Consider the following 20,565-nt stretch of genomic DNA (forward strand, 5'->3'; position numbering starts at 1 on the left):
CCTCTAAGAAGTGGTGATAAACTCTGTGAACATTGGTCATGTAATCTTGACAAATCCCGTCATCACCGCCCCTATGGCAGGAATTACGGATAAGGCATTCAGAGAAATCCTGAAGTCGATGGGGGCCGGCCTGGTTTGTACGGAAATGATAAGCGATAAAGCATTAACTTATGCCAACAAGAATACGCTGGAACTTCTTGATATAGAGGGCGAGGAATGTCCGGTTTGTGTGCAGATTTTCGGTTCAGAACCCCATGTGATGTCGGAAGCGGCAAAAATAGCCGAAAATAAAGGAGCCCATCTTATTGATATCAATATGGGTTGTCCAGCCCCGAAAATTGTCCGTAATGGGGAGGGCTGCGCGCTGATGCGGACGCCCAATTTAGCCGGGGAAATCGTCAAAGCTGTGGTAAATGCCGTAAAAGTACCCGTCACCGTAAAGATGCGTAAAGGGTGGGACGGAGATTCCGTGAATGCGGTCCAATTGGCTCAAATTGTTCAGGATAACGGGGCTGCTGCGGTCACTGTCCACGGGCGTACCAGGGACCAGTTTTATTCCGGTAAAGCGGATTGGCATATGATTGCTGAAGTGAAACGTGTTTTGCGCATCCCGGTGGTGGGAAACGGTGATATTTGGACCCCGGAGGATGCCGTGCGGATGATGGAACTGACCGGCTGTGACGGGGTGATGCTTGCCCGGGGCATGCTGGGCAATCCCTGGCTGGTCAAAAAAACAAGGGAAATGCTTCAGGGCGCACCTCTGTCAGAGATACCTGATTTGGGGGAGAAAATACGCGTGGCCAGGGTTCATTTATCCCGCGTGGTAGAACTGAAGGGGGAAACCAAGGGCGTGCGGCAAATGAGAAAACATCTGGCCTGGTACATAAAAGGGTTGAGAGAGGCGGCCCGGGTCCGTGCTGAGATCAATACTCTCGCCAGGCATGAAGAGATTGATCGGCTGCTGGAATCCTTATTATCTTCACCACCCCTGATCAATATCTCAGGTAAATAAATGAGTCTTCAATGAAGAGATCACAACCCCCAAAAAAGCGCGTCGCGCTTTTTTTCATTATACCCGGAAAAACGCGAGAAACCGCAAGTTAAAAGACTTTTTGCGAAAATAGACGATAAAAAAATTTGATTCTACAAGAAAATTTTGGTAATATAATGGTGTGCACATAATTGTGCACATAAATTTGCCCCAACTTGCGTATTTTATGGAGTGAGATCAAAGATGGATTTTATCCGCATTGGTGACAAGATCATCAATAAGGCAAAACTATGGGCCCAAATTGAAAAAATTCTGGATTTGCGGGTGAAGGGAGTATCCCAACAAGAGGCGGCCAGGCAGATGTCTTTGGACCGGGCCTTTATTTCCCGCCTGGAAAGCTTAGGTGAGGTGAGAAAAGGACATCGCATTGCCGTGATCGGCTTTCCTATTAAGAATAGAGAAGAATTGCTCAAAATGTTGGAAAAGGAAGGCGTGGAATTCTCTCTTATTCTCTCAGAAGAAGAAAGATGGGCTTTCGTCAGGGAGCCCAGCGGTCTGGATTTGTTTAATAAAGTGATGGAATTAACAGCAGAGCTGCACAGGTTTGACTGTTTGGTTGTGCTGGCTTCCAACAAACGGATTAAACTGTTCCAAAGCCTTTTCAACAATGAGGTGGTTGGTGTCGAGATCGGACAATCTCCCATCGAAGAAGATAAGATAGTAGAGATCGAACAAGTACAGAAACTTATTCAAACATTGAAAGAAGTAGGAAAGCAAGGAGGTTAAACCATGAAACGTGTCGTCAGCGTATCATTAGGTTCATCCAAGAGAAATCATACCGTAAGGGTAGACATTCTGGGGGAAGAGTTTTCTGTTGAACGTATTGGTACGGATGGGGATGTCAAAAAAGCCATGGAAATGATTGCTTCTCTGGACGGAAAAGTAAATGCCATCGGCTTAGGAGGCACAGATTTATACATTTATGCCGGAGGGAGAAGATATACTTTTAAAGAGTCCCTGCGCTTGAAAAACTGTGCTCCCCATACCCCGGTGGTTGATGGCAGCAGCCTAAAAAACACCCTGGAAAGAAGGGTGATTGAGTACCTGCAAAAAGAAAAGGGATTTTCCTTTGCGGGAACCAACGTATTGATGGTTTCCGCCGTAGATCGTTTTGGCATGGCAGAAGCTTTGCATGAAAGCGGAGCCCATTTGGTCTTCGGGGATTTGATTTTTGGCCTGGGTATACCGGTACCCCTTTATTCGCTAAAGGCTTTAAGCAGAGTCGCCCGGATCGTCGCCCCCATTATTGTGAATCTGCCCATCAAATATTTGTATCCTACAGGAGCCAAGCAGGATATTTCTTCTCCTAAGTTTGAGCGCTATTATCAGGAAGCGCAAATCATTGCGGGAGATTTTCACTTTATCAAAAAGCATATGCCTCCCCTCCTAAAAGGAAAAACCATTCTCACAAATACGGTGACTCCGGCTGATGTGGAGGACCTGCGCCGGCGGCAGGTGAAACTTTTAATTACCACAACGCCTGAATTGGAGGGGCGATCTTTTGGCACCAATGTGATGGAAGGGGTTTTGGTTTCTTTGGCGGAAAAAGACCCGGACCAATTAACGGCGCAAGATTATGAAAAATTATTGGATCAGATTGGTTTTAACCCGCGTGTGGAATACCTGCAGGACCAGAAATATGCTTGATGGCTTAACCAGTCTTGTCAAAGGAGTGGATACCTGTTGAATGAATTTGCCTTTATGATTCATCCTTTGGATTTGAGCGACGTGTATCGAAAATTTCCTTTTACCAAAAAACTGCCCCAAAAACTGGTAGAGAGAGTGATGTGTTTTAGCCCCCCGCTGTATGTGTCCCACGTGACCGGGATTGAATCCAAATATAAGAAAACGGAAGGCTACTTGGTCGCTTGCCCCCTCACCGCCCGAAAGATGGTGGAATTACCGGAAAAATATGTGCTCAGTAAAATTATCCAAACCGGAAAATATGCGGAAAAACTGGGCGTAAAAATTTTAGGGCTGGGGGCTATGACTTCCGTAGTTGGGGATGCAGGCATTACTGTGGCCAAGAATCTCAGCATTCCGGTGACCACAGGCAACAGTTATACTGTATTTACTGCTCTGGAAGGAATGAAAAGAGCGGCAGAACTGGTAGGAATTAATTGGAGCAAATCAGAGATACTAATTATCGGGGCTACCGGCTCCATCGGCAGTATTTGCGCCCGCATATTGGCCAGGGATTGTAAATTCTTAACACTGGCTGCCCGGGATGAAAGCAAACTGGAGAAGTTAGCCCAGCGCATTTATTATGAAAACGGCATCGCCGTCCGAACCTCTACCGAGGTAAAAAATGTCCTGAGGCAGGCAGACATTGTTTTGGCTGTGTCAAGCGCTGTTACCGATGTGATCAATCCCCAATATTTAAAAACCGGGGCCGTGGTTTGTGATGTGGCTCGACCCCGCAGTGTCTCGCAAACGGTAGCCCGGACAAGGGACGATGTGTTGGTGATTGAAGGCGGTTTAATTGAGCTACCGGGAGATGTTAACTTTAATTTTAATTTTGGCTACCCGCCCAGACTGGCTCTTGCATGTATGGCGGAGACCATTTTATTGGCATTGGAGAATAAATGGGAGAATTACACCCTGGGCCGTGATCTAACCATAGAACAGGTGGAGAATATGGGTAAAATTGCGCAGAGACACGGTTTTCGACTGGCAGGTTTGCGGAGTTTTGAACGGCCGGTAAAGGAGGAAAACATTCTCCGCATCCGGTCCCTAAGAATGACCGGCTCCTCTCAAGCAATTTAATACCGGGGATAGTAAATAATTCCCTTGACAATTTTTAGCATCCAGCATATAATACCGCATAAAGACATCGGTAATTTACGGTCAATGCAAGCACTGCCAGGTTTTTTCACCCAGGTAGTGCTTGTTGTGGTAGTTATAGACATTCCAAATTCGCCGCATAAATTTTGGTCTTACGTCATAATGATAATATGAACTGAAGGTAACTTAACAACAAAAGGGAGCGAAATCAATGTCGGATAAAGAAGTAATTCTAACGGTTGAAGGTCTTAAGAAACTGGAAGACGAACTGGAACAGTTAAAGACTGTCCGCCGCCGAGAAGTGGCGGCCCGTATCAAGCAGGCGATTGAATTTGGTGATATCAGCGAGAATTCTGAATATGAGGATGCAAAAAATGAACAGGCATTTATCGAAGGAAGTATTCTGGCTTTAGAGAAAAAATTACGCAATGCCCGCGTGATAGATGCTAACGACGTTGATGTAGCTACTGTTTCGGTAGGATCCACGGTAAAATTGGAGGATGCTAATTCTGGTGAGCAATTGGAGTATACCATCGTCGGTTCTGTGGAAGCAGACCCGGCTAAGAATAAGATCTCCAATGAGTCCCCGGTGGGGAAAGCACTGTTGGGAAATAGTATCGGTTCGGTTGTAGAAATCAACGTACCGGTAGGTACCATTAAATACAAAGTGTTAAACATCAGTAAATAAATTATTCTGCACAAGATTTGGGGAGTGACGAAATTGGATTTGGATTTTAATGACCAAATGGTGGTCCGCCGGAAGAAAATGGACGAGCTTCGGGAGATGGGGATTGATCCTTTTGGGGCAAAATTTGAGCGGACGAGTACATCAAAAGAGATTATTTCTCGCTTTGAAGAAATGGAGCAGCAAAAAGTAGTCATTGCGGGCCGGATTATGGCTGTTCGGGAACACGGCAAGGTTAGCTTTGCCCAGTTGCAGGACAATGAGGGCCAAATTCAGATTTATGTCCGTCTGGATGATGTGGGGGAAGAGCAATTTCAGATTTTTAAGAAGGTGGATATCGGAGATATTATTGGAGTGGACGGGTTTGTTTTTCGTACCAAACGAGGGGAAATTTCCGTGCACGTAGAGAAATTGACTTTTCTCACCAAGAGCCTGAGACCCCTTCCGGAAAAATGGCATGGATTAAAAGATGTGGAACTGCGTTATCGGCAAAGGTATGTGGATCTCATTGTAAATCCCGAAGTAAAACGGGTCTTTGAATTACGCAGTAAAATTATCCGGTCTATGAGACGGTATTTGGACGGCCGGGGCTTTTTAGAGGTAGAGACGCCCACCATGCACGCCATTCCTGGAGGAGCATCGGCCCGGCCCTTTATTACGCACCACAATGCCTTGGATATTGATTTATATATGCGCATTGCTTTGGAACTGCATTTAAAGCGTTTAATTGTCGGCGGCATGGAAAAGGTTTATGAAATCGGCCGGGTATTTCGTAATGAAGGGATTTCTATTAAACACAACCCCGAATTTACCATGATGGAACTCTACTGGGCATACGCCGATTATCACGATATGATGGAAATTACCGAGAATGTAGTCGCCCATATTGCCCGTGAGGTATTAGGGTCGACGAAAATTTCTTATCAGGGAGAAGAGATTGACCTTACCCCGCCCTGGACGCGCATCAGCATGATCGATGCCATTACCAAATACTCGGGAAAAGACTTTGGTACCATCAAAACGGATGAAGAAGCCAGAGGGGCCGCGGAGGAGATTGGCGTACACGTTGACAGAGACGCCACAAAAGGGGATGTGATCAATGCGGTCTTTGAAGAAAAAGTAGAAGGGCATTTGCTCCAGCCCACATTTATTATCGATTATCCCATAGAAATATCCCCATTGGCGAAGCGTAAAAGTGATGATCCCAGTTTGACCTATCGGTTTGAAGCCTTTGTTTATTCGAGAGAGCTGGCTAATGCTTTTACCGAATTGAATGACCCGCTAGATCAAGCGGAACGTTTCCGGGACCAGGTGAAGAGAAGAGATGCGGGTGATGATGAAGCGCAAATGATGGATGAAGATTTTGTACGGGCTTTGGAATACGGCATGCCCCCTACCGGTGGCTTGGGAATTGGCATCGACCGCCTGGTGATGCTGTTAACGGATTCTCCGTCCATCCGGGATGTGATTCTTTTCCCGACATTACGTCCCAGAGACTAATTTTTTACGCCCGTATATGTGGCATATAACGATCAATGGGGGGCATATCTCCCTTTAAGAAGCAAGGAGCAGGAGGCAAGAAGCAGGAAGGTTTTATACTGCATCATGCCTCCTGTATTCTGCATCTGGGACGAGGCGTGTCCCCTGACACCAATTGGGGACATACCTCAGCATTGTTACATTCATAAGAGGTGTGTCCCCTGACCTTTTTAGTTTGATTTTTTTCCTGACGATTTTTGTTGTTAGTAACTTGACAATGCCGGGAGAATAGTGGTATATTAATAAATGTCTCTGGCGGGGAAGAAATTTTTACCTGGTAACCAGAGATACTTTCCTGAAAGAGGAAGTTGACAAGAGCCAGAAAGTCTGGTAGACTGGTCAAGCGCTCGAGAGAGCGGGTAAAAAATGAAGATCGACTAAGAACGCAGCGTCCTGCTGCAACGTCGATCTTAGTGCATCCGTGCACGTCAAGAAAAAAAGTATGTTGACAAACGTAAAAGAGTTTGTTAAGATACGAAAGCTGGTCTTTGAGAACTGAACAGTGAAAAGCCTGATGTTTAAACAAAAAACATCAAACCCTGTAAATAACTTTGAGAGTTAAGAACAGGTAATTCAAAAACGAGCCAATTAAACTACGATAAAGAGCGTAGCGGCCGAGAGGCTGAGACGATAAATTTTTATTGGAGAGTTTGATCCTGGCTCAGGACGAACGCTGGCGGCGTGCTTAACACATGCAAGTCGAACGGAGAAAGAAGAGGAAGCTTGCGAATCTTCTTTTTTAGTGGCGGACGGGTGAGTAACGCGTGGGTAACCTGCCCTAGAAACCGGGACAACAGCTGGAAACGGCTGCTAATACCGGATAAGTTCATTAAGAGGCATCTCTTGATGAAGAAAGGTGGCCTCTGAAGATGCTACCGATCAAGGATGGACCCGCGTCTGATTAGCTAGTTGGCAGGGTAGAAGCCTACCAAGGCGACGATCAGTAGCCGGCCTGAGAGGGTGACCGGCCACACTGGGACTGAGACACGGCCCAGACTCCTACGGGAGGCAGCAGTGGGGAATCTTCCGCAATGGGCGAAAGCCTGACGGAGCAACGCCGCGTGAATGAAGAAGGCCTTCGGGTCGTAAAGTTCTGTCTTTAGGGAAGAAGACTTTCTATGTAAACAATGTAGGAAGGAGACGGTACCTAAGGAGGAAGCTCCGGCTAACTACGTGCCAGCAGCCGCGGTAATACGTAGGGAGCGAGCGTTGTCCGGAATTACTGGGCGTAAAGGGCGCGTAGGCGGGATATTAAGTCAGGTGTGAAAACTCCGGGCTCAACTCGGAGATGGCACTTGAGACTGGTATTCTTGAGGACAGGAGAGGAAAGTGGAATTCCTAGTGTAGCGGTGAAATGCGTAGATATTAGGAGGAACACCAGTGGCGAAGGCGACTTTCTGGACTGAACCTGACGCTGAGGCGCGAAAGCGTGGGGAGTGAACGGGATTAGATACCCCGGTAATCCACGCTGTAAACGATGGGTACTAGGTGTAGGAGGTATCGACCCCTTCTGTGCCGGAGTTAACGCAATAAGTACCCCGCCTGGGGAGTACGGCCGCAAGGTTGAAACTCAAAGGAATTGACGGGGACCCGCACAAGCGGTGGAGCATGTGGTTTAATTCGACGCAACGCGAAGAACCTTACCAGGGCTTGACATCCCTCGCAATCCATAGAAATATGGAGTTCTATGCTTCGGTATAGACGAGGAGACAGGTGGTGCATGGTTGTCGTCAGCTCGTGTCGTGAGATGTTGGGTTAAGTCCCGCAACGAGCGCAACCCCTACTTTTAGTTGCCAGCATTAAGTTGGGCACTCTAAAGGAACTGCCGGTGACAAACCGGAGGAAGGTGGGGATGACGTCAAATCATCATGCCCTTTATGTTCTGGGCTACACACGTGCTACAATGGCCGGTACAGAGGGAAGCGAAGCCGCGAGGTGAAGCAAATCCCAAAAAGCCGGTCTCAGTTCGGATTGCAGGCTGCAACTCGCCTGCATGAAGTCGGAATCGCTAGTAATCGCGAGTCAGCATATCGCGGTGAATACGTTCCCGGGTCTTGTACACACCGCCCGTCACACCACGAAAGTTGGCAACACCCGAAGTCGATGAGCTAACTCTTTATGAGAGGCAGTCGCCGAAGGTGGGGCTGATGATTGGGGTGAAGTCGTAACAAGGTAGCCGTATCGGAAGGTGCGGCTGGATCACCTCCTTTCTAAGGAGCTACACGAAAGTGTACATCCTAAGGTCGATCTCAGGCTTTTAAACACTGTTTAGTTCTCAGGGACCAAAAATCTCTGAAGACAGGGGACTGTCAAAAGAAAAGCTAAAAACAGGAGACAGAACCCGGTGAAAAGAATGGGCCTGTAGCTCAGCCGGTTAGAGCGCACGCCTGATAAGCGTGAGGTCGGTGGTTCGAGTCCACCCAGGCCCACCAAAGAAATATGGGGGTGTAGCTCAGCTGGGAGAGCACCTGCCTTGCAAGCAGGGGGTCAGCGGTTCGATTCCGCTCATCTCCACCATCATGATCTTCAGAATTGAAGATCAGGGTCCGGGTAAAAGGAAATACGGGAAAGAAAAGAAAACGCGCTTGCGCGTTTTAACAAACTCTAAGCCCGAAAAGCCGAAACCGGAGAGAGGCGCACACAAAGTGCGCGTGTTCTTTGAAAATTACACAGTGAAGCAAAAAAGGGTAAATCAGTGTAAGAACTGAAAATTACAATTTTAAATGCTTAGGATTCATCATCAAAAGAAAAAATAAGGTCAAGGTAATAAGAGCGTACGGTGGATGCCTTGGCGCCAAGAGTCGAAGAAGGACGTGGTAAGCTGCGAAAAGCTTCGGGGAGCCGCAAGCAGGCGTTGAACCGGAGATGTCCGAATGGGGAAACCCGGATGGAGTAATATCCATTCATCCTGTATTGAACACATAGATACAGAGAAGACAACCTGGGGAACTGAAACATCTAAGTACCCAGAGGAAGAGAAAGAAAACTCGATTCCCTGAGTAGCGGCGAGCGAAACGGGAAGAGCCTAAACCAGCGTCTTCGGATGCTGGGGTTGCGGGACTCACATCAAAAGGATGAAAGCCTAGCCGAAGAGGTCTGGAAAGGCCCATCACAGAGGGTAACAATCCTGTAGGCGAAAGGCAGAAATACTTGTGAGGATCCCAAGTACCGCGGGACACGAGAAACCCCGTGGGAATCCGGGGGGACCACCCCCCAAGGCTAAATACTCCTTGGCGACCGATAGTGAACCAGTACCGTGAGGGAAAGGTGAAAAGAACCCCGGGAGGGGAGTGAAAAAGAACCTGAAACCGTATGCTTACAAACAGTCAGAGCACTTTTAATGTGTGATGGCGTACCTTTTGTAGAATGGACCGGCGAGTTACGGTAACGAGCGAGGTTAAGTCGAAAAGACGGAGCCGGAGCGAAAGCGAGTCTTAAAAGGGCGAATAGTTCGTTGTCGTAGACCCGAAACTTGGTGATCTACCCATGGTCAGGGTGAAGCTTAGGTAAGACTGAGTGGAGGCCCGAACTGACCGGCGTTGAAAAGCCGGCGGATGAACTGTGGGTAGGGGTGAAATGCCAATCGAACCAAGAGATAGCTGGTTCTCCCCGAAATAGCTTTAGGGCTAGCCTCAATTGATGATTCATGGCGGTAGAGCACTGTTAGGGCTAGGGGCCTAACCAGGTTACTGAACTCTCACAAACTGCGAATGCCATGAATTTAAGTTGGGAGTCAGACTGCGGGGGATAAGCTTCGTAGTCGAAAGGGAAACAGCCCAGACCGACAGCTAAGGTCCCAAAGTAAGTGCTAAGTGGAAAAGGATGTAGAGTTGCTAAAACAACCAGGATGTTGGCTTAGAAGCAGCCACCATTCAAAGAGTGCGTAATAGCTCACTGGTCGAGTGACTCTGCGCCGAAAATGTAACGGGGCTCAAGCACAACACCGAAGCTTCGGATTCAAGAGGCAAGATGCTAGAGGCAAGAAACAAGAGGTGAAAGAATGATTACAAGTTACAAAGACTTGGAAGTATATCAAAGGTCGTATAAAGCGGCACTGATGATACATGAAATCACCTTAAAATTTCCTGATTATGAGAGATATGAACTAGGAAGCCAGATCAGAAAAGCAACAAAATCCATACCACTAAACATAGGGGAAGGATATGGAAAGAAGAACTCGACAGAAGAGTTTAAGCGCTTTTTACAAATGGCAATTGGTTCATGTGACGAGGTCAAGATATTGATTGAATTTGCCAAAGACTTAGGATATATAACAGGAAACGAATATTTGGTATTAACAGATGAATATGACCAAATAGGAAAGATGTTATATATGCTGCACAAGAAATGGCAAAAGAAATAATCTTGCATCTTGTTTCTAGCTTCTTGCTTCTTGAATGGTAGGGGAGCGTACTCAACAGGACGAAGCATGACCGGAAGGACATGTGGACAGTTGAGCAGAGAGAATGCCGGTATAAGTAAGCGAAAAGGCAGGCGAGAATCCTGCCCGCCGAAAGCCTAAGGTTTCCTGGGGAAGGCTCGTCCGCCCAGGGTAAGTCAGGACCTAAGTCGAGGCGAAGAGCGTAGATGATGGACAATCGGTTAAAAATCCGATACCACCTGAACCCGTATGAAGGAAGGGGTGACACAGGAGGGTAGGCACAGCGCACCGTTGGTCGAGTGCGTCCAAGCCGGTAGGGAGAATAGTAGGAAAAACCGCTATTCAAAATCCCGAGAGGTGACGGGGAGCGAAACTAAGTAGCGAACTGGCTGATCCCACACTGTCAAGAAAAGCCTCTAACGAGGGTTTGGGTGCCTGTACCGCAAACCGACACAGGTAGGTGGGGTGAGAATCCTAAGGCGCGCGAGAGAACCCTCGTTAAGGAACTCGGCAAAATGACCCCGTAACTTCGGGAGAAGGGGTACCTCGGTAATGTGAAAGTAAACAACTGGAGCAAGAAGAGGTCGCAGAGAAAAGGCCCAAGCGACTGTTTAACAAAAACACAGGTGCCTGCAAAGTCGAAAGACGACGTATAGGTGCTGACGCCTGCCCGGTGCTGGAAGGTTAAGGGGATTGCTTAGCGCAAGCGAAGGTGAGAACCGAAGCCCCAGTAAACGGCGGCCGTAACTATAACGGTCCTAAGGTAGCGAAATTCCTTGTCGGGTAAGTTCCGACCCGCACGAAAGGCGTAACGATTTGGGCACTGTCTCAACGAGGGACTCGGCGAAATTGTAATACCGGTGAAGATGCCGGTTACCTGCGACAGGACAGAAAGACCCCGTGGAGCTTTACTGTAGCCTGACATTGGATTTTGGTATATCATGTACAGGATAGGTGGGAGACTTGGAATCTGGTACGCCAGTATCAGAGGAGTCACCGGTGGGATACCACTCTTGATGTGCTGAAGTTCTAACTTTAAACCGTAAGCCGGTTAAAGGACAGTGTCAGGTGGGCAGTTTGACTGGGGCGGTCGCCTCCCAAAGAGTAACGGAGGCGCCCAAAGGTTTCCTCAGCGCGGATGGAAATCGCGCGAAGAGTGTAAAGGCAGAAGGGAGCTTGACTGCGAGAGAGACATCTCGAGCAGGGACGAAAGTCGGGCTTAGTGATCCGGCGGTACCGAGTGGAAGGGCCGTCGCTCAACGGATAAAAGCTACCCCGGGGATAACAGGCTTATCTCCCCCAAGAGTCCACATCGACGGGGAGGTTTGGCACCTCGATGTCGGCTCATCGCATCCTGGGGCTGTAGTAGGTCCCAAGGGTTGGGCTGTTCGCCCATTAAAGCGGTACGTGAGCTGGGTTCAGAACGTCGTGAGACAGTTCGGTCCCTATCCGTCGCAGGCGTAGGAAATTTGAGAGGAACTGTCCCTAGTACGAGAGGACCGGGATGGACAGACCTCTGGTGTACCAGTTATCCTGCCAAGGGTACAGCTGGGTAGCTAAGTCTGGAAGGGATAAGCGCTGAAAGCATCTAAGCGCGAAGCCGGCCTCAAGATAAGATTTCCCACAGCGCAAGCTGGTAAGACCCCAGAGAGACGATCTGGTTGATAGGCCGGATGTGGAAGGGCAGCAATGTCCGGAGCTGACCGGTACTAATTGGTCGAGGACTTGACCTTAAAGATAGAATCTAAGCATGAAAAGCTCACTGTGTAGTTTTGAGAGAACAATTCTTTCAAGCGCATAAATTTTCCTGGTGATGATGGCGGAGAGGCCACACCTGTTCCCATTCCGAACACAGAAGTTAAGCTCTCCCGCGCCGATAGTACTTGGGACGCAGGTCCCTGGAAGGGTAGGTCGTTGCCGGGATCTAATTTGAATAAATTTTGATCCTCGATAGCTCAATGGTAGAGCACCCGGCTGTTAACCGGGTGGTTGTTGGTTCGAGTCCAACTCGGGGAGCCAATTTTGCAAAACCTCTTAGAATATAAGAGGTTTTTTGTTATGTTATGGTAGAGAAAGAATGCATCATCAGGCGCCTATCAAGTAGGCGTTTTTTTATTTGTAGCAGCTGAGGCAAACCTCCCCGGCTTTCTTCTGCTGTCTGAATCTTGAGCAATAGAAAGAGATTCAAAGAGATGAAGAGGAAATGAACCCATAACACGTGAATAAACCTGATTTTGTTTGAATATAGCCTAAGCAGGAAATTGCATAGGACGGGTAAAGAGTGTGTATAATATAGTAAGGTCAAAAATGGTCAAAATATCAGTGAAAGTCAGACGATGAGGTGATGGTGTGAGCACACTGGCAAATGAAATTGAGAAGTACTTAAAAAGACTATTGGAAGGTCAAAGGGATGGCTGTCTAGAGATTAAGCGGAATGATTTGGCGGAAGTATTTATGTGTGTCCCCTCTCAGATAAATTATGTTTTAGAAACCAGGTTTACCCATGCCCAGGGTTATCATGTAGAGAGCAGGCGTGGGGGGGGCGGTTATATCAAGATTGTGAAATTAGGCGTGAAAGAGGATGAAGATCTCTTAACCATGGTAAACAGCACCGTAGGCAAAATGATTTCCCAGCAATCCGGAGAAGGCTTGATTAAAAGACTGGAGGAAGAAGGGTTTTTAACCAAGCGGGAAAGCATCTTGATCAGGTCCATCATTGACAGAAATACGCTGGTGCTTGACCTGCCGGACCGGGATCTGATCCGGGCCAGGATTCTTCGGGTGGTCTTAATATCGTTATTAAGGGAGGATTTATAATGCTTTGTGATAAATGCAAGCAACGCCCTGCCACCGTCCATTTTACCAAAATTGTCAACAATGAGAAATATGAACAGCACCTGTGTGACGAATGTGCCAAAGGGGTACCCCATTTTGGCTTCGGCGGCGACCCCAACTTCTCACTGAACAAGTTTCTGGCCCATCTTTTGACCAATGATCCGGCCTTGTCCGGGTTGGGACTGACCTATAAGACGGAACGATGCGAAAATTGTGGTTTGACCTATAGCCAGTTTTCCCAAGGAGGAAAACTGGGGTGCAGCAACTGTTATCATGTATTTCGGGAAAAGTTGGATCCCCTGTTAAGGCGGATTCACAGTTCCGAATACCATAAAGGGAAAGTGCCGGAAAGAACCGGGGGAAAATTAAAGCTGCTCAAGGAAATGGAATCGTTAAAAAATGAACTGGGTGTTTTGGTGAGCCGGGAAGAATTTGAAAAAGCCGCCGAGGTGCGGGATAAAATTAAAGACCTGGAAAAGAAAATGGGGAGCTAGGGGGTGAAAAGGATGGACAGAGCCGATATTTTTTCTCATCCGGACAGCAAATGGACGGAGGGATTAGGGCCCAACGCGGACATTGTGATCAGCAGCAGGGTGAGACTGGCGAGAAATATTCAGAATATACCATTTCCCTATTTGCTTGGGGATGACAAGGAAGGGGAAATACTAAATTTAATTAAGAATATCATTCAAGATCCTGATTTCAAAGAAAAAGTAGGCATTTTTCACTATCTTCCCCTCAGTGAATTGACCCCCATGGAAAGATGGGTTTTGGTGGAAAAACATTTAATCAGTCCCCAGCATGCCCAAAGCCACGGCCACAAAGGTGTTGTGATTCGGGAGGATGAAGCGGTAAGTGTAATGATTAACGAGGAGGACCACCTGCGCATCCAGTGTTTGCTGCCTGCGATGCAGCTAAATGAGGCATGGCACCTGGCCGATGAAATAGACGATCGATTTGAGCAGGCATTGGATTTTGCTTTTGATAAGGACAAAGGCTATTTAACTTCTTGTCCGACCAATGTGGGTACGGGGATGCGAGCTTCTGTAATGCTGCACCTGCCGGGATTGGTCTTAACGAGACAGGGATACCAGATTTTTGCCACCATGTCCCAAATTGGTTTGACCGTGAGAGGGATGTACGGGGAAGGAACCGAAGCCTTGGGAAACCTGTTTCAAATTTCCAATCAGGTAACCCTGGGACTGTCTGAGGATGATATTATTAACCACCTTACCTCCGTGACGCTGCAGGTTATTGAACAGGAGCGCCATGCGCGGGGAATTCTATTACAGGAAGCAAAAGAACAGCTGGAAGATCGGGTATGGAGGGCATACGGCATTCTCTCCCATGCCAGAATCTTATCTTCCCAAGAAGCGATGACCCTCTTATCGGAGCTTCGTTTGGGAATCGATATGAAGATCATTAAAGAGATAGATCCCAAGGTATTTAACGTCTTAATGGTCACCACCCAGCCGGCCTTTTTACAGCAAAAAAGCGAGCTTGAGCTTCAGCCGCAGGTAAGAGATATTAAGAGAGCTGAAATTGTCCGGGAGAAAATATCAAGCTATAGTGGAGGAGATTAAAAATGTCGAATAGATTTACGGAAAGGGCCCAGAAAGTAATCTACCTGGCCCAAATGGAGGCCAAAAGACTGCGGCACCCGGCAGTAGGGACGGAGCATCTCTTGCTGGGACTTCTGAAAGAAGGGGAAGGCGTGGCCGCGAGAGCCCTCCAGGAATTGGGGATTAACTTACTCCCGGCAGCTGCGGAAATAGAGAAGATGCTGGGTAACGGAGGAGAACAATCTATCGGGGAACTCGGCCTGACTCCCCGGGCCAAAAAGGTACTGGAACTGGCCGGGGAAGAGTCTCGCGCGCAAGGCGTTAATTATGTGGCCACAGAGCATATTTTATTGGGTTTAATTCGGGAAGGAGAAGGCCTGGCCGCCCGGATCCTCATTTCTTCCGGGGTCAGCCTGGATGTGGCCCGGGAAAAAGTCATCGAAATTATCACGGGCGGGACGGCAATTCCTCCGGGTCCGGCCAGCACGGGAACGCCCAACATGTTTTTTACCAACGGCGGGTTTGCCGGTAACGGGAAACAACCCAAGTCTGCCAAAAGGGCGAAACCCACGTCCACCACACCGACTTTGGACAATTTTGGCCGGGATCTGACCGAAATGGCCCAAAAGGGGAAAGTAGATCCTGTGATTGGCCGGGAAAAAGAGATTCAACGCGTGATTCAGGTATTGAGCCGGAGAACCAAGAATAATCCGGTGCTGATCGGAGAACCGGGCGTGGGGAAAACCGCTATTGCAGAGGGTCTGGCCCAAAAAATTGTTGACGGCAAAGTTCCTGAAATCTTAAAGGATAAGCGGGTCGTGACCCTGGATATGTCTTCCTTGGTGGCCGGGTCTAAGTACCGGGGCGAATTTGAGGAAAGATTGAAGAAAGTGATGGAAGAAATCCGTCAGACGGAAAATGTGATCCTTTTTATTGATGAAATGCATACCTTAGTTGGGGCCGGGGCAGCGGAAGGGGCCATTGACGCCGCCAATATTTTAAAACCGGCTTTAGCCCGGGGAGAACTGCAGTGCATCGGGGCGACTACCCTTGATGAGTACCGGAAACACATTGAAAAGGACGCCGCTTTAGAACGCAGGTTCCAGCCCATTACCGTAGATGAACCCACGAAAGAAGAATCTTTGGAAATTCTCCGGGGGTTAAGAGATAAATACGAAGCCCATCACCGGGTAAAAATTACCGACGGGGCTCTGGAAGCCGCAGTTAATCTATCCGACCGCTATATTACCGACCGGTTTTTGCCTGACAAAGCCATTGACCTGATCGATGAAGCGTCGTCCAAAGTAAGACTGGCCGTGCATACGGCCCCGCCGGAGGTACGGCAACTGGAGGAGAAACTGGAAGGGGTCAAAAAGGAAAAGGAGGCCGCCATCAATAGCCAGGAGTTTGAAAAAGCGGCCCGTTTCAGGGACGAAGAAAAAGGGATCCAGCAGCAGCTGGAGGACCTGAAAAACCACTGGACTCAGGAAAAAGAAACGGAAAAATGGGTTGTGGACGAGGAAGACATTGCCCATATTTTGTCCAGCTGGACCAGAATCCCTGTGAGTAAGCTGAAACAAGAAGAAACGGAACGTCTGCTCAATTTGGAAAATATTCTGCATCAAAGAGTGATCGGACAGGATGAAGCGGTGAAGGCCATTTCCCGGGCCATCAGAAGGGCACGCTCAGGGTTAAAAGATCCCAAGCGTCCGGTCGGGTCCTTCATTTTCTTAGGTCCCACCGGCGTAGGGAAAACGGAATTAGCCCGGGCTTTGGCGGAAGCTATATTTGGTGCGGAAGACGCGCTGGTCCGCATCGATATGTCGGAATATATGGAGAAACACGCTGTCTCCCGCTTAGTAGGGGCCCCTCCGGGCTATGTGGGTTATGAAGAAGGGGGACAGCTTACCGAGGCGGTGCGCAGAAGGCCCTATTCCGTAATCTTGTTGGATGAAATCGAAAAAGCCCATCCGGAAGTTTTCAATATCCTGCTCCAGGTTTTGGAGGATGGCAGGCTGACAGATTCCAAAGGAAGGACGGTGGATTTTCGCAATACCGTAATCATTATGACCTCCAATGCCGGGGCGAGAACCATTCGCAAAGAGACTACCCTGGGCTTCACGGCATCGATCTCGTCGGATCATTACGACACCATGAAAGAACGGGTAATGGAAGAAATGAAAAAAACCTTCCGGCCAGAGTTTCTAAACCGGATCGACGAGATTATTGTCTTCCATGCCCTGAACCGTGACCATATTAAGGAAATCGTCACCTTAATGGTGGATGAATTAAACAAGCGGGTCCGGGAGCAAGGGTTTGAGCTGGAAGTAACCGATGCCGCCAAAGAATTTTTGGCCCAGGAAGGATTTGATGAGATTTTTGGCGCCCGTCCCTTGCGCAGAGCCGTTTTACGATACATTGAAGATAATCTGTCGGAGGCACTGCTGAGAGAGGAATTTAAACCGGGGGATCATATTGTAGCTGATGTTCAAGAGGGTACGGTGATCCTGAGGGGCAAAAAGGATTTGAACCCGGTTGTGTCGAACAAGTAGCTGGGATAAGCTGCTGATAACCAAATAGGAAGAGGAAGCAGGGCAGCTTTTGCCCTGCTTTTTTAATAGGAGGGAAGGGCGTTGTCAAAGAACAAAACAATTTATGTGTGCCGGGAGTGTGGCCACGATTCTGTGAAATGGCAGGGACGCTGCCCGGGGTGCGGCGCGTGGAACACCCTGGAAGAAGAAGTCATCAGCACTAAAAGGTCCCCCCTTTCGGGGCTGGGGGAAAATCCGGCTTCTTCTAAACCCCAGCCCATCAGCGAAGTAGAAGTGAAGGATGCCGACAGGCTGGTCCTTGATAACGAAGAATTAAGAGGCGTTCTGGGCGGAGGCATTGTTCCGGGTTCCTTAATCCTGGTAGGAGGGGAACCGGGCATTGGCAAATCGACCCTTTTAATGCAGGTTGCCTATGAAATTGCCCAGAAATACGGCAAGGTACTGTATGTTTCCGGAGAGGAATCTGCCCATCAGGTAAGGATACGGGCAGAGCGTTTGGGGACCCTTTCCCCCCGGGTGCTGGTTTTAACGGAAACCAATATGGAACAAATCATGGACCATGCCAAAAAAGAAAAACCGGTATTAACCGTGATTGACAGCATCCAAACGGTTTTTTTGCCCGACTTGTCCGCCGCACCGGGCAGTGTCTCCCAGGTCCGGCAGTGTGCTGCCGAAGGGATGCGTTTTGCCAAAACCCATAATCTGGCCTTGATTTTGGTGGGCCATGTCACAAAAGAGGGAATGCTGGCCGGCCCCCGGGTTTTAGAGCATATGGTGGATACGGTTTTGTATTTTGAAGGAGAACGTCATCATTCTTTTCGCCTCTTGCGGGCGATCAAGAACAGATTCGGCTCAACCAATGAGATTGCTGTTTTTGATATGCAGCACCAGGGCTTGATCCCTTTCACCAACCTGTCTCAGTTGTTTTTAGCCCAGCGGCCGGAAGGGGTGTCCGGATCTGTTGTTGTTTGCGCCATGCAGGGAACCAGACCTGTGTTACTGGAATTACAGGCTTTAGCCTCATCTACGGCTTTTGGAAATCCCCGCCGGCTCACCTCAGGGGTTGATTACAACCGCACCTTAATTATTCTGGCCGTACTGGAGAAAATCGTCGGCATGAATCTGAGCAGTCAGGATGTTTACGTAAATATTGCCGGCGGTGTGCGGGTGGAAGATCCTGCCGTTGACCTGGCGATTGCTGTGGCCGTGGCATCCAGTTTCCGGGACCGGGAAATTGACGGCCATACTGTGGTGATGGGGGAGATTGGCTTAGGAGGAGAGGTAAGGGCGGTGACGAATTTGGAGCGCAGGCTCAAAGAGGCGGTAAAAATGGGATTTAAGAAAGCGGTAATTCCGAAAGGGAACAAGGTAGGGGATGACATTAATCTTAATGTGGTACCGGTAACTAGTGTGGCGGAGGCTTTAGAAGTGGTCATGGAAAGGTGATGGGCGACATAATTATTTTAGTAGTGGGGAAAATGATGAAAGTCTCTGATTTTCCAGTTAAGGCCTGCCATTCGTGAGGCAAAGGGATGAGACTTGGTAATAAGAAGGTGACCTGATTGAAACCGGAAAAAGAATTGCCGGATCATTTTTTATCAGCGATCCGGACGGTGGCTCCGGGGACAGTGATCCGGGAGGGCATCGAAAGCGTATTACGGGCCAAAACAGGGGGGCTGCTGGTACTGGGGGATAGCCCGGAAGTAAAAGGGCTTGTTGAGGGCGGCTTTGAAATTAATTCCCCCGTTTCTGCGCGCAAGATTTATGAGCTGGCAAAAATGGATGGCGCCATTATTCTGGATGAAAAAGGCGAAAGCATTTGGAAGGCCAACGCACAACTGGTGCCTCAGTCCGGAATTTTTTCCGAGGAAACAGGGATCAGGCACCGCATTGCCGAAAGAGTGGCCCGGCAGACGGGAGCCCTGGTGATCGCCATTTCTCAAAGGAGGTCACTGATTACGGTCTTAAAAGGGCCGGTAAAATATGTATTACCTGACCTGAGTTTAATCCTCACGAAAGCGAACCAGGCCATTCAAACCTTGGAGAAATACCGGTCGGTTTTGGAGCGGGTTCTGGTCAATTTAAGCATCCAGGAATTTGAAGACGTAGTCACCGTGCTGGATGTGAGTAAAGTGATCCAAAGGGTAGAAATGGTGAAAAGGATTATTCATGAGCTGGATTTTTATCTTGCCCTGTTAGGCTCGGAAGGCCAACTGGTAAACATGCAGATGGAGGAATTGACCACCAATGTCCATGAAGAGGCCCAGCTTGTTTTGCTCGACTATGTGGATACGGAACCCAAAAATCTGGACCAGATCAACAAAAATCTGCGCAGTTTAGGATGGGAGGATCTTTTGGAACTCACGGTGATCAGCAGGATTCTCGGGTATGGCAATACCTTTAGCTCGTTAGATATGGCCGTAAGTCCCAAGGGGTTCCGGATCTTAAATAAGCTTTCCCGGATGCCCTTCAACATCGTGGAAAATCTGATCCGATTCTTTGGTAGCCTGCAAAAGATAATTGCCGCCACCATTGAAGAGTTAGATCAGGTGGAAGGAATCGGGGAAATCCGGGCTAAAGCCATCAAAAATGGATTATTAAAACTGCGGGAGCAAGTACTCTTGGACCGGCATTTCTGAACATGACTTAACGGAAGCCAGGATTTGCCGGTATTTGGGCCGGTCCTGACCGTAAACATCTGTGGCAAGAACGGTTTCGCATACTTGGCCGGCGTCTTTCAGCCTGTTCATTTGGATCAGGTTATTGATGAGGGTGTCTACCGCCCATTTATTATAGCACTGGGTGGATAAAGCTTGCCTGCAGTGAAAATTACTTTTCTCCCTGTTCCCCTCATCTTGGTAGATCTGGGCCAAATTGCTGTGGATGTAGCACAGGTCCTTCTGACCATGGGCATGGGTGAGTGCTTGGAAAAGAAGTTTTTTGGCAAATTCTTTCTCCCCCACAGGAATGGCATTGGCGGCGATCACCCAAAGCAGGGTTGGTTGGGAAAACTGGAACCCAAAGTGTTCCTCTTCCGCCAGGTAAGAGCCAAAACGGTGCATCAGCTCCTTTTCCCGGACCGGAAGCTGGAGATAGAACCGGTGTAATTGAAAAGATTTCATGAGCGAAATGAATTGATCCACAGGATCACCTTCCCGGACAGAATCTGGTAGGTA

13 protein-coding genes, 3 tRNA genes and 3 rRNA genes are annotated in these 20,565 nt (G+C 48.5%); 18 read left to right on the plus strand and 1 reads right to left on the minus strand.

From position 1 onward, the window contains the following. Window positions 1–25: 25 nt before the first annotated feature. From dusB to disA, 18 genes are all read left to right on the plus strand, one after another. Window positions 26–1,012, plus strand: a complete 987-nt coding sequence (dusB, locus tag DCMF_RS21940) for a tRNA dihydrouridine synthase DusB (protein WP_148136403.1) — start codon at window positions 26–28, stop codon at window positions 1,010–1,012. Window positions 1,013–1,234: 222 nt separating this feature from the next. After that, a complete protein-coding gene (locus DCMF_RS21945; RefSeq protein WP_148136404.1) occupies window positions 1,235–1,777 on the plus strand; it encodes a transcriptional regulator in 543 nt (180 codons plus the stop codon). A 3-nt stretch (window positions 1,778–1,780) separates the two neighbouring features. Further along, window positions 1,781–2,698, plus strand: coding sequence for a quinate 5-dehydrogenase (locus tag DCMF_RS21950; RefSeq protein ID WP_148136405.1), 918 nt, complete (start codon window positions 1,781–1,783; stop codon window positions 2,696–2,698). A 36-nt stretch (window positions 2,699–2,734) separates the two neighbouring features. Next, window positions 2,735–3,817: a saccharopine dehydrogenase NADP-binding domain-containing protein gene (locus DCMF_RS21955; RefSeq protein ID WP_148136406.1), complete on the plus strand. Its 1,083-nt coding sequence runs from the start codon at window positions 2,735–2,737 to the stop codon at window positions 3,815–3,817. Between the two features lie 229 nt (window positions 3,818–4,046). Next, window positions 4,047–4,523 (plus strand): transcription elongation factor GreA, encoded by a 477-nt coding sequence (greA, locus tag DCMF_RS21960; RefSeq protein WP_148136407.1) that lies wholly within the window; start codon window positions 4,047–4,049, stop codon window positions 4,521–4,523. 57 nt (window positions 4,524–4,580) lie between these two features. Next, window positions 4,581–6,020, plus strand: coding sequence for a lysine--tRNA ligase (gene lysS, locus DCMF_RS21965; RefSeq protein ID WP_148138030.1), 1,440 nt, complete (start codon window positions 4,581–4,583; stop codon window positions 6,018–6,020). Between the two features lie 677 nt (window positions 6,021–6,697). Further along, window positions 6,698–8,269: ribosomal RNA gene (locus tag DCMF_RS21970) — 16S ribosomal RNA — on the plus strand. 145 nt (window positions 8,270–8,414) lie between these two features. Continuing rightward, window positions 8,415–8,491, plus strand: a tRNA-Ile gene (locus tag DCMF_RS21975). Window positions 8,492–8,500: 9 nt separating this feature from the next. Next, window positions 8,501–8,576 (plus strand) — tRNA-Ala (locus tag DCMF_RS21980). A 239-nt stretch (window positions 8,577–8,815) separates the two neighbouring features. Continuing rightward, a 23S ribosomal RNA gene (locus DCMF_RS21985) occupies window positions 8,816–12,173 on the plus strand. Window positions 12,174–12,246: 73 nt separating this feature from the next. Next, window positions 12,247–12,363: ribosomal RNA gene (gene rrf, locus DCMF_RS21990) — 5S ribosomal RNA — on the plus strand. Together the 16S, 23S and 5S rRNA genes with 3 tRNA genes alongside form the textbook arrangement of a ribosomal RNA operon. A gap of 21 nt (window positions 12,364–12,384) precedes the next feature. Next, window positions 12,385–12,459: transfer RNA gene (locus tag DCMF_RS21995), tRNA-Asn, on the plus strand. Window positions 12,460–12,789: 330 nt separating this feature from the next. Next, window positions 12,790–13,257: a CtsR family transcriptional regulator gene (locus DCMF_RS22000; protein ID WP_148136408.1), complete on the plus strand. Its 468-nt coding sequence runs from the start codon at window positions 12,790–12,792 to the stop codon at window positions 13,255–13,257. After that, window positions 13,257–13,769, plus strand: a complete 513-nt coding sequence (locus DCMF_RS22005) for a UvrB/UvrC motif-containing protein (RefSeq protein ID WP_148136409.1) — start codon at window positions 13,257–13,259, stop codon at window positions 13,767–13,769. The genes DCMF_RS22000 and DCMF_RS22005 overlap by 1 nt, the downstream gene beginning before the upstream one ends. Before the next feature lie 12 nt (window positions 13,770–13,781). Then, entirely contained in the window at window positions 13,782–14,858 is a 1,077-nt protein-coding gene (locus DCMF_RS22010; protein WP_148136410.1) for a protein arginine kinase, read from the plus strand. 2 nt (window positions 14,859–14,860) lie between these two features. After that, complete coding sequence (locus DCMF_RS22015; RefSeq protein WP_148136411.1) at window positions 14,861–17,389, plus strand: ATP-dependent Clp protease ATP-binding subunit; 2,529 nt, start codon at window positions 14,861–14,863, stop codon at window positions 17,387–17,389. 81 nt (window positions 17,390–17,470) lie between these two features. Further along, window positions 17,471–18,835 carry a DNA repair protein RadA gene (gene radA, locus DCMF_RS22020; RefSeq protein WP_148136412.1) on the plus strand — a complete coding sequence of 455 codons (1,365 nt, stop codon included), beginning with the start codon at window positions 17,471–17,473 and terminating at the stop codon, window positions 18,833–18,835. Window positions 18,836–18,951: 116 nt separating this feature from the next. After that, window positions 18,952–20,028, plus strand: coding sequence for a DNA integrity scanning diadenylate cyclase DisA (gene disA, locus DCMF_RS22025; protein ID WP_148136413.1), 1,077 nt, complete (start codon window positions 18,952–18,954; stop codon window positions 20,026–20,028). On the opposite strand, the gene DCMF_RS22030 is transcribed toward disA, so the two are convergent. Then, on the minus strand, window positions 19,987–20,532 hold the full coding sequence (locus tag DCMF_RS22030) for a hypothetical protein (protein WP_214658808.1): 546 nt from the start codon (window positions 20,530–20,532) through the stop codon (window positions 19,987–19,989). The genes disA and DCMF_RS22030 overlap by 42 nt on opposite strands. Window positions 20,533–20,565: the final 33 nt, after the last annotated feature.

The organism is Candidatus Formimonas warabiya (genome assembly GCF_002777255.1).
Classification (GTDB): Bacteria; Bacillota; Dehalobacteriia; order Dehalobacteriales; family Dehalobacteriaceae; genus Formimonas; species Formimonas warabiya.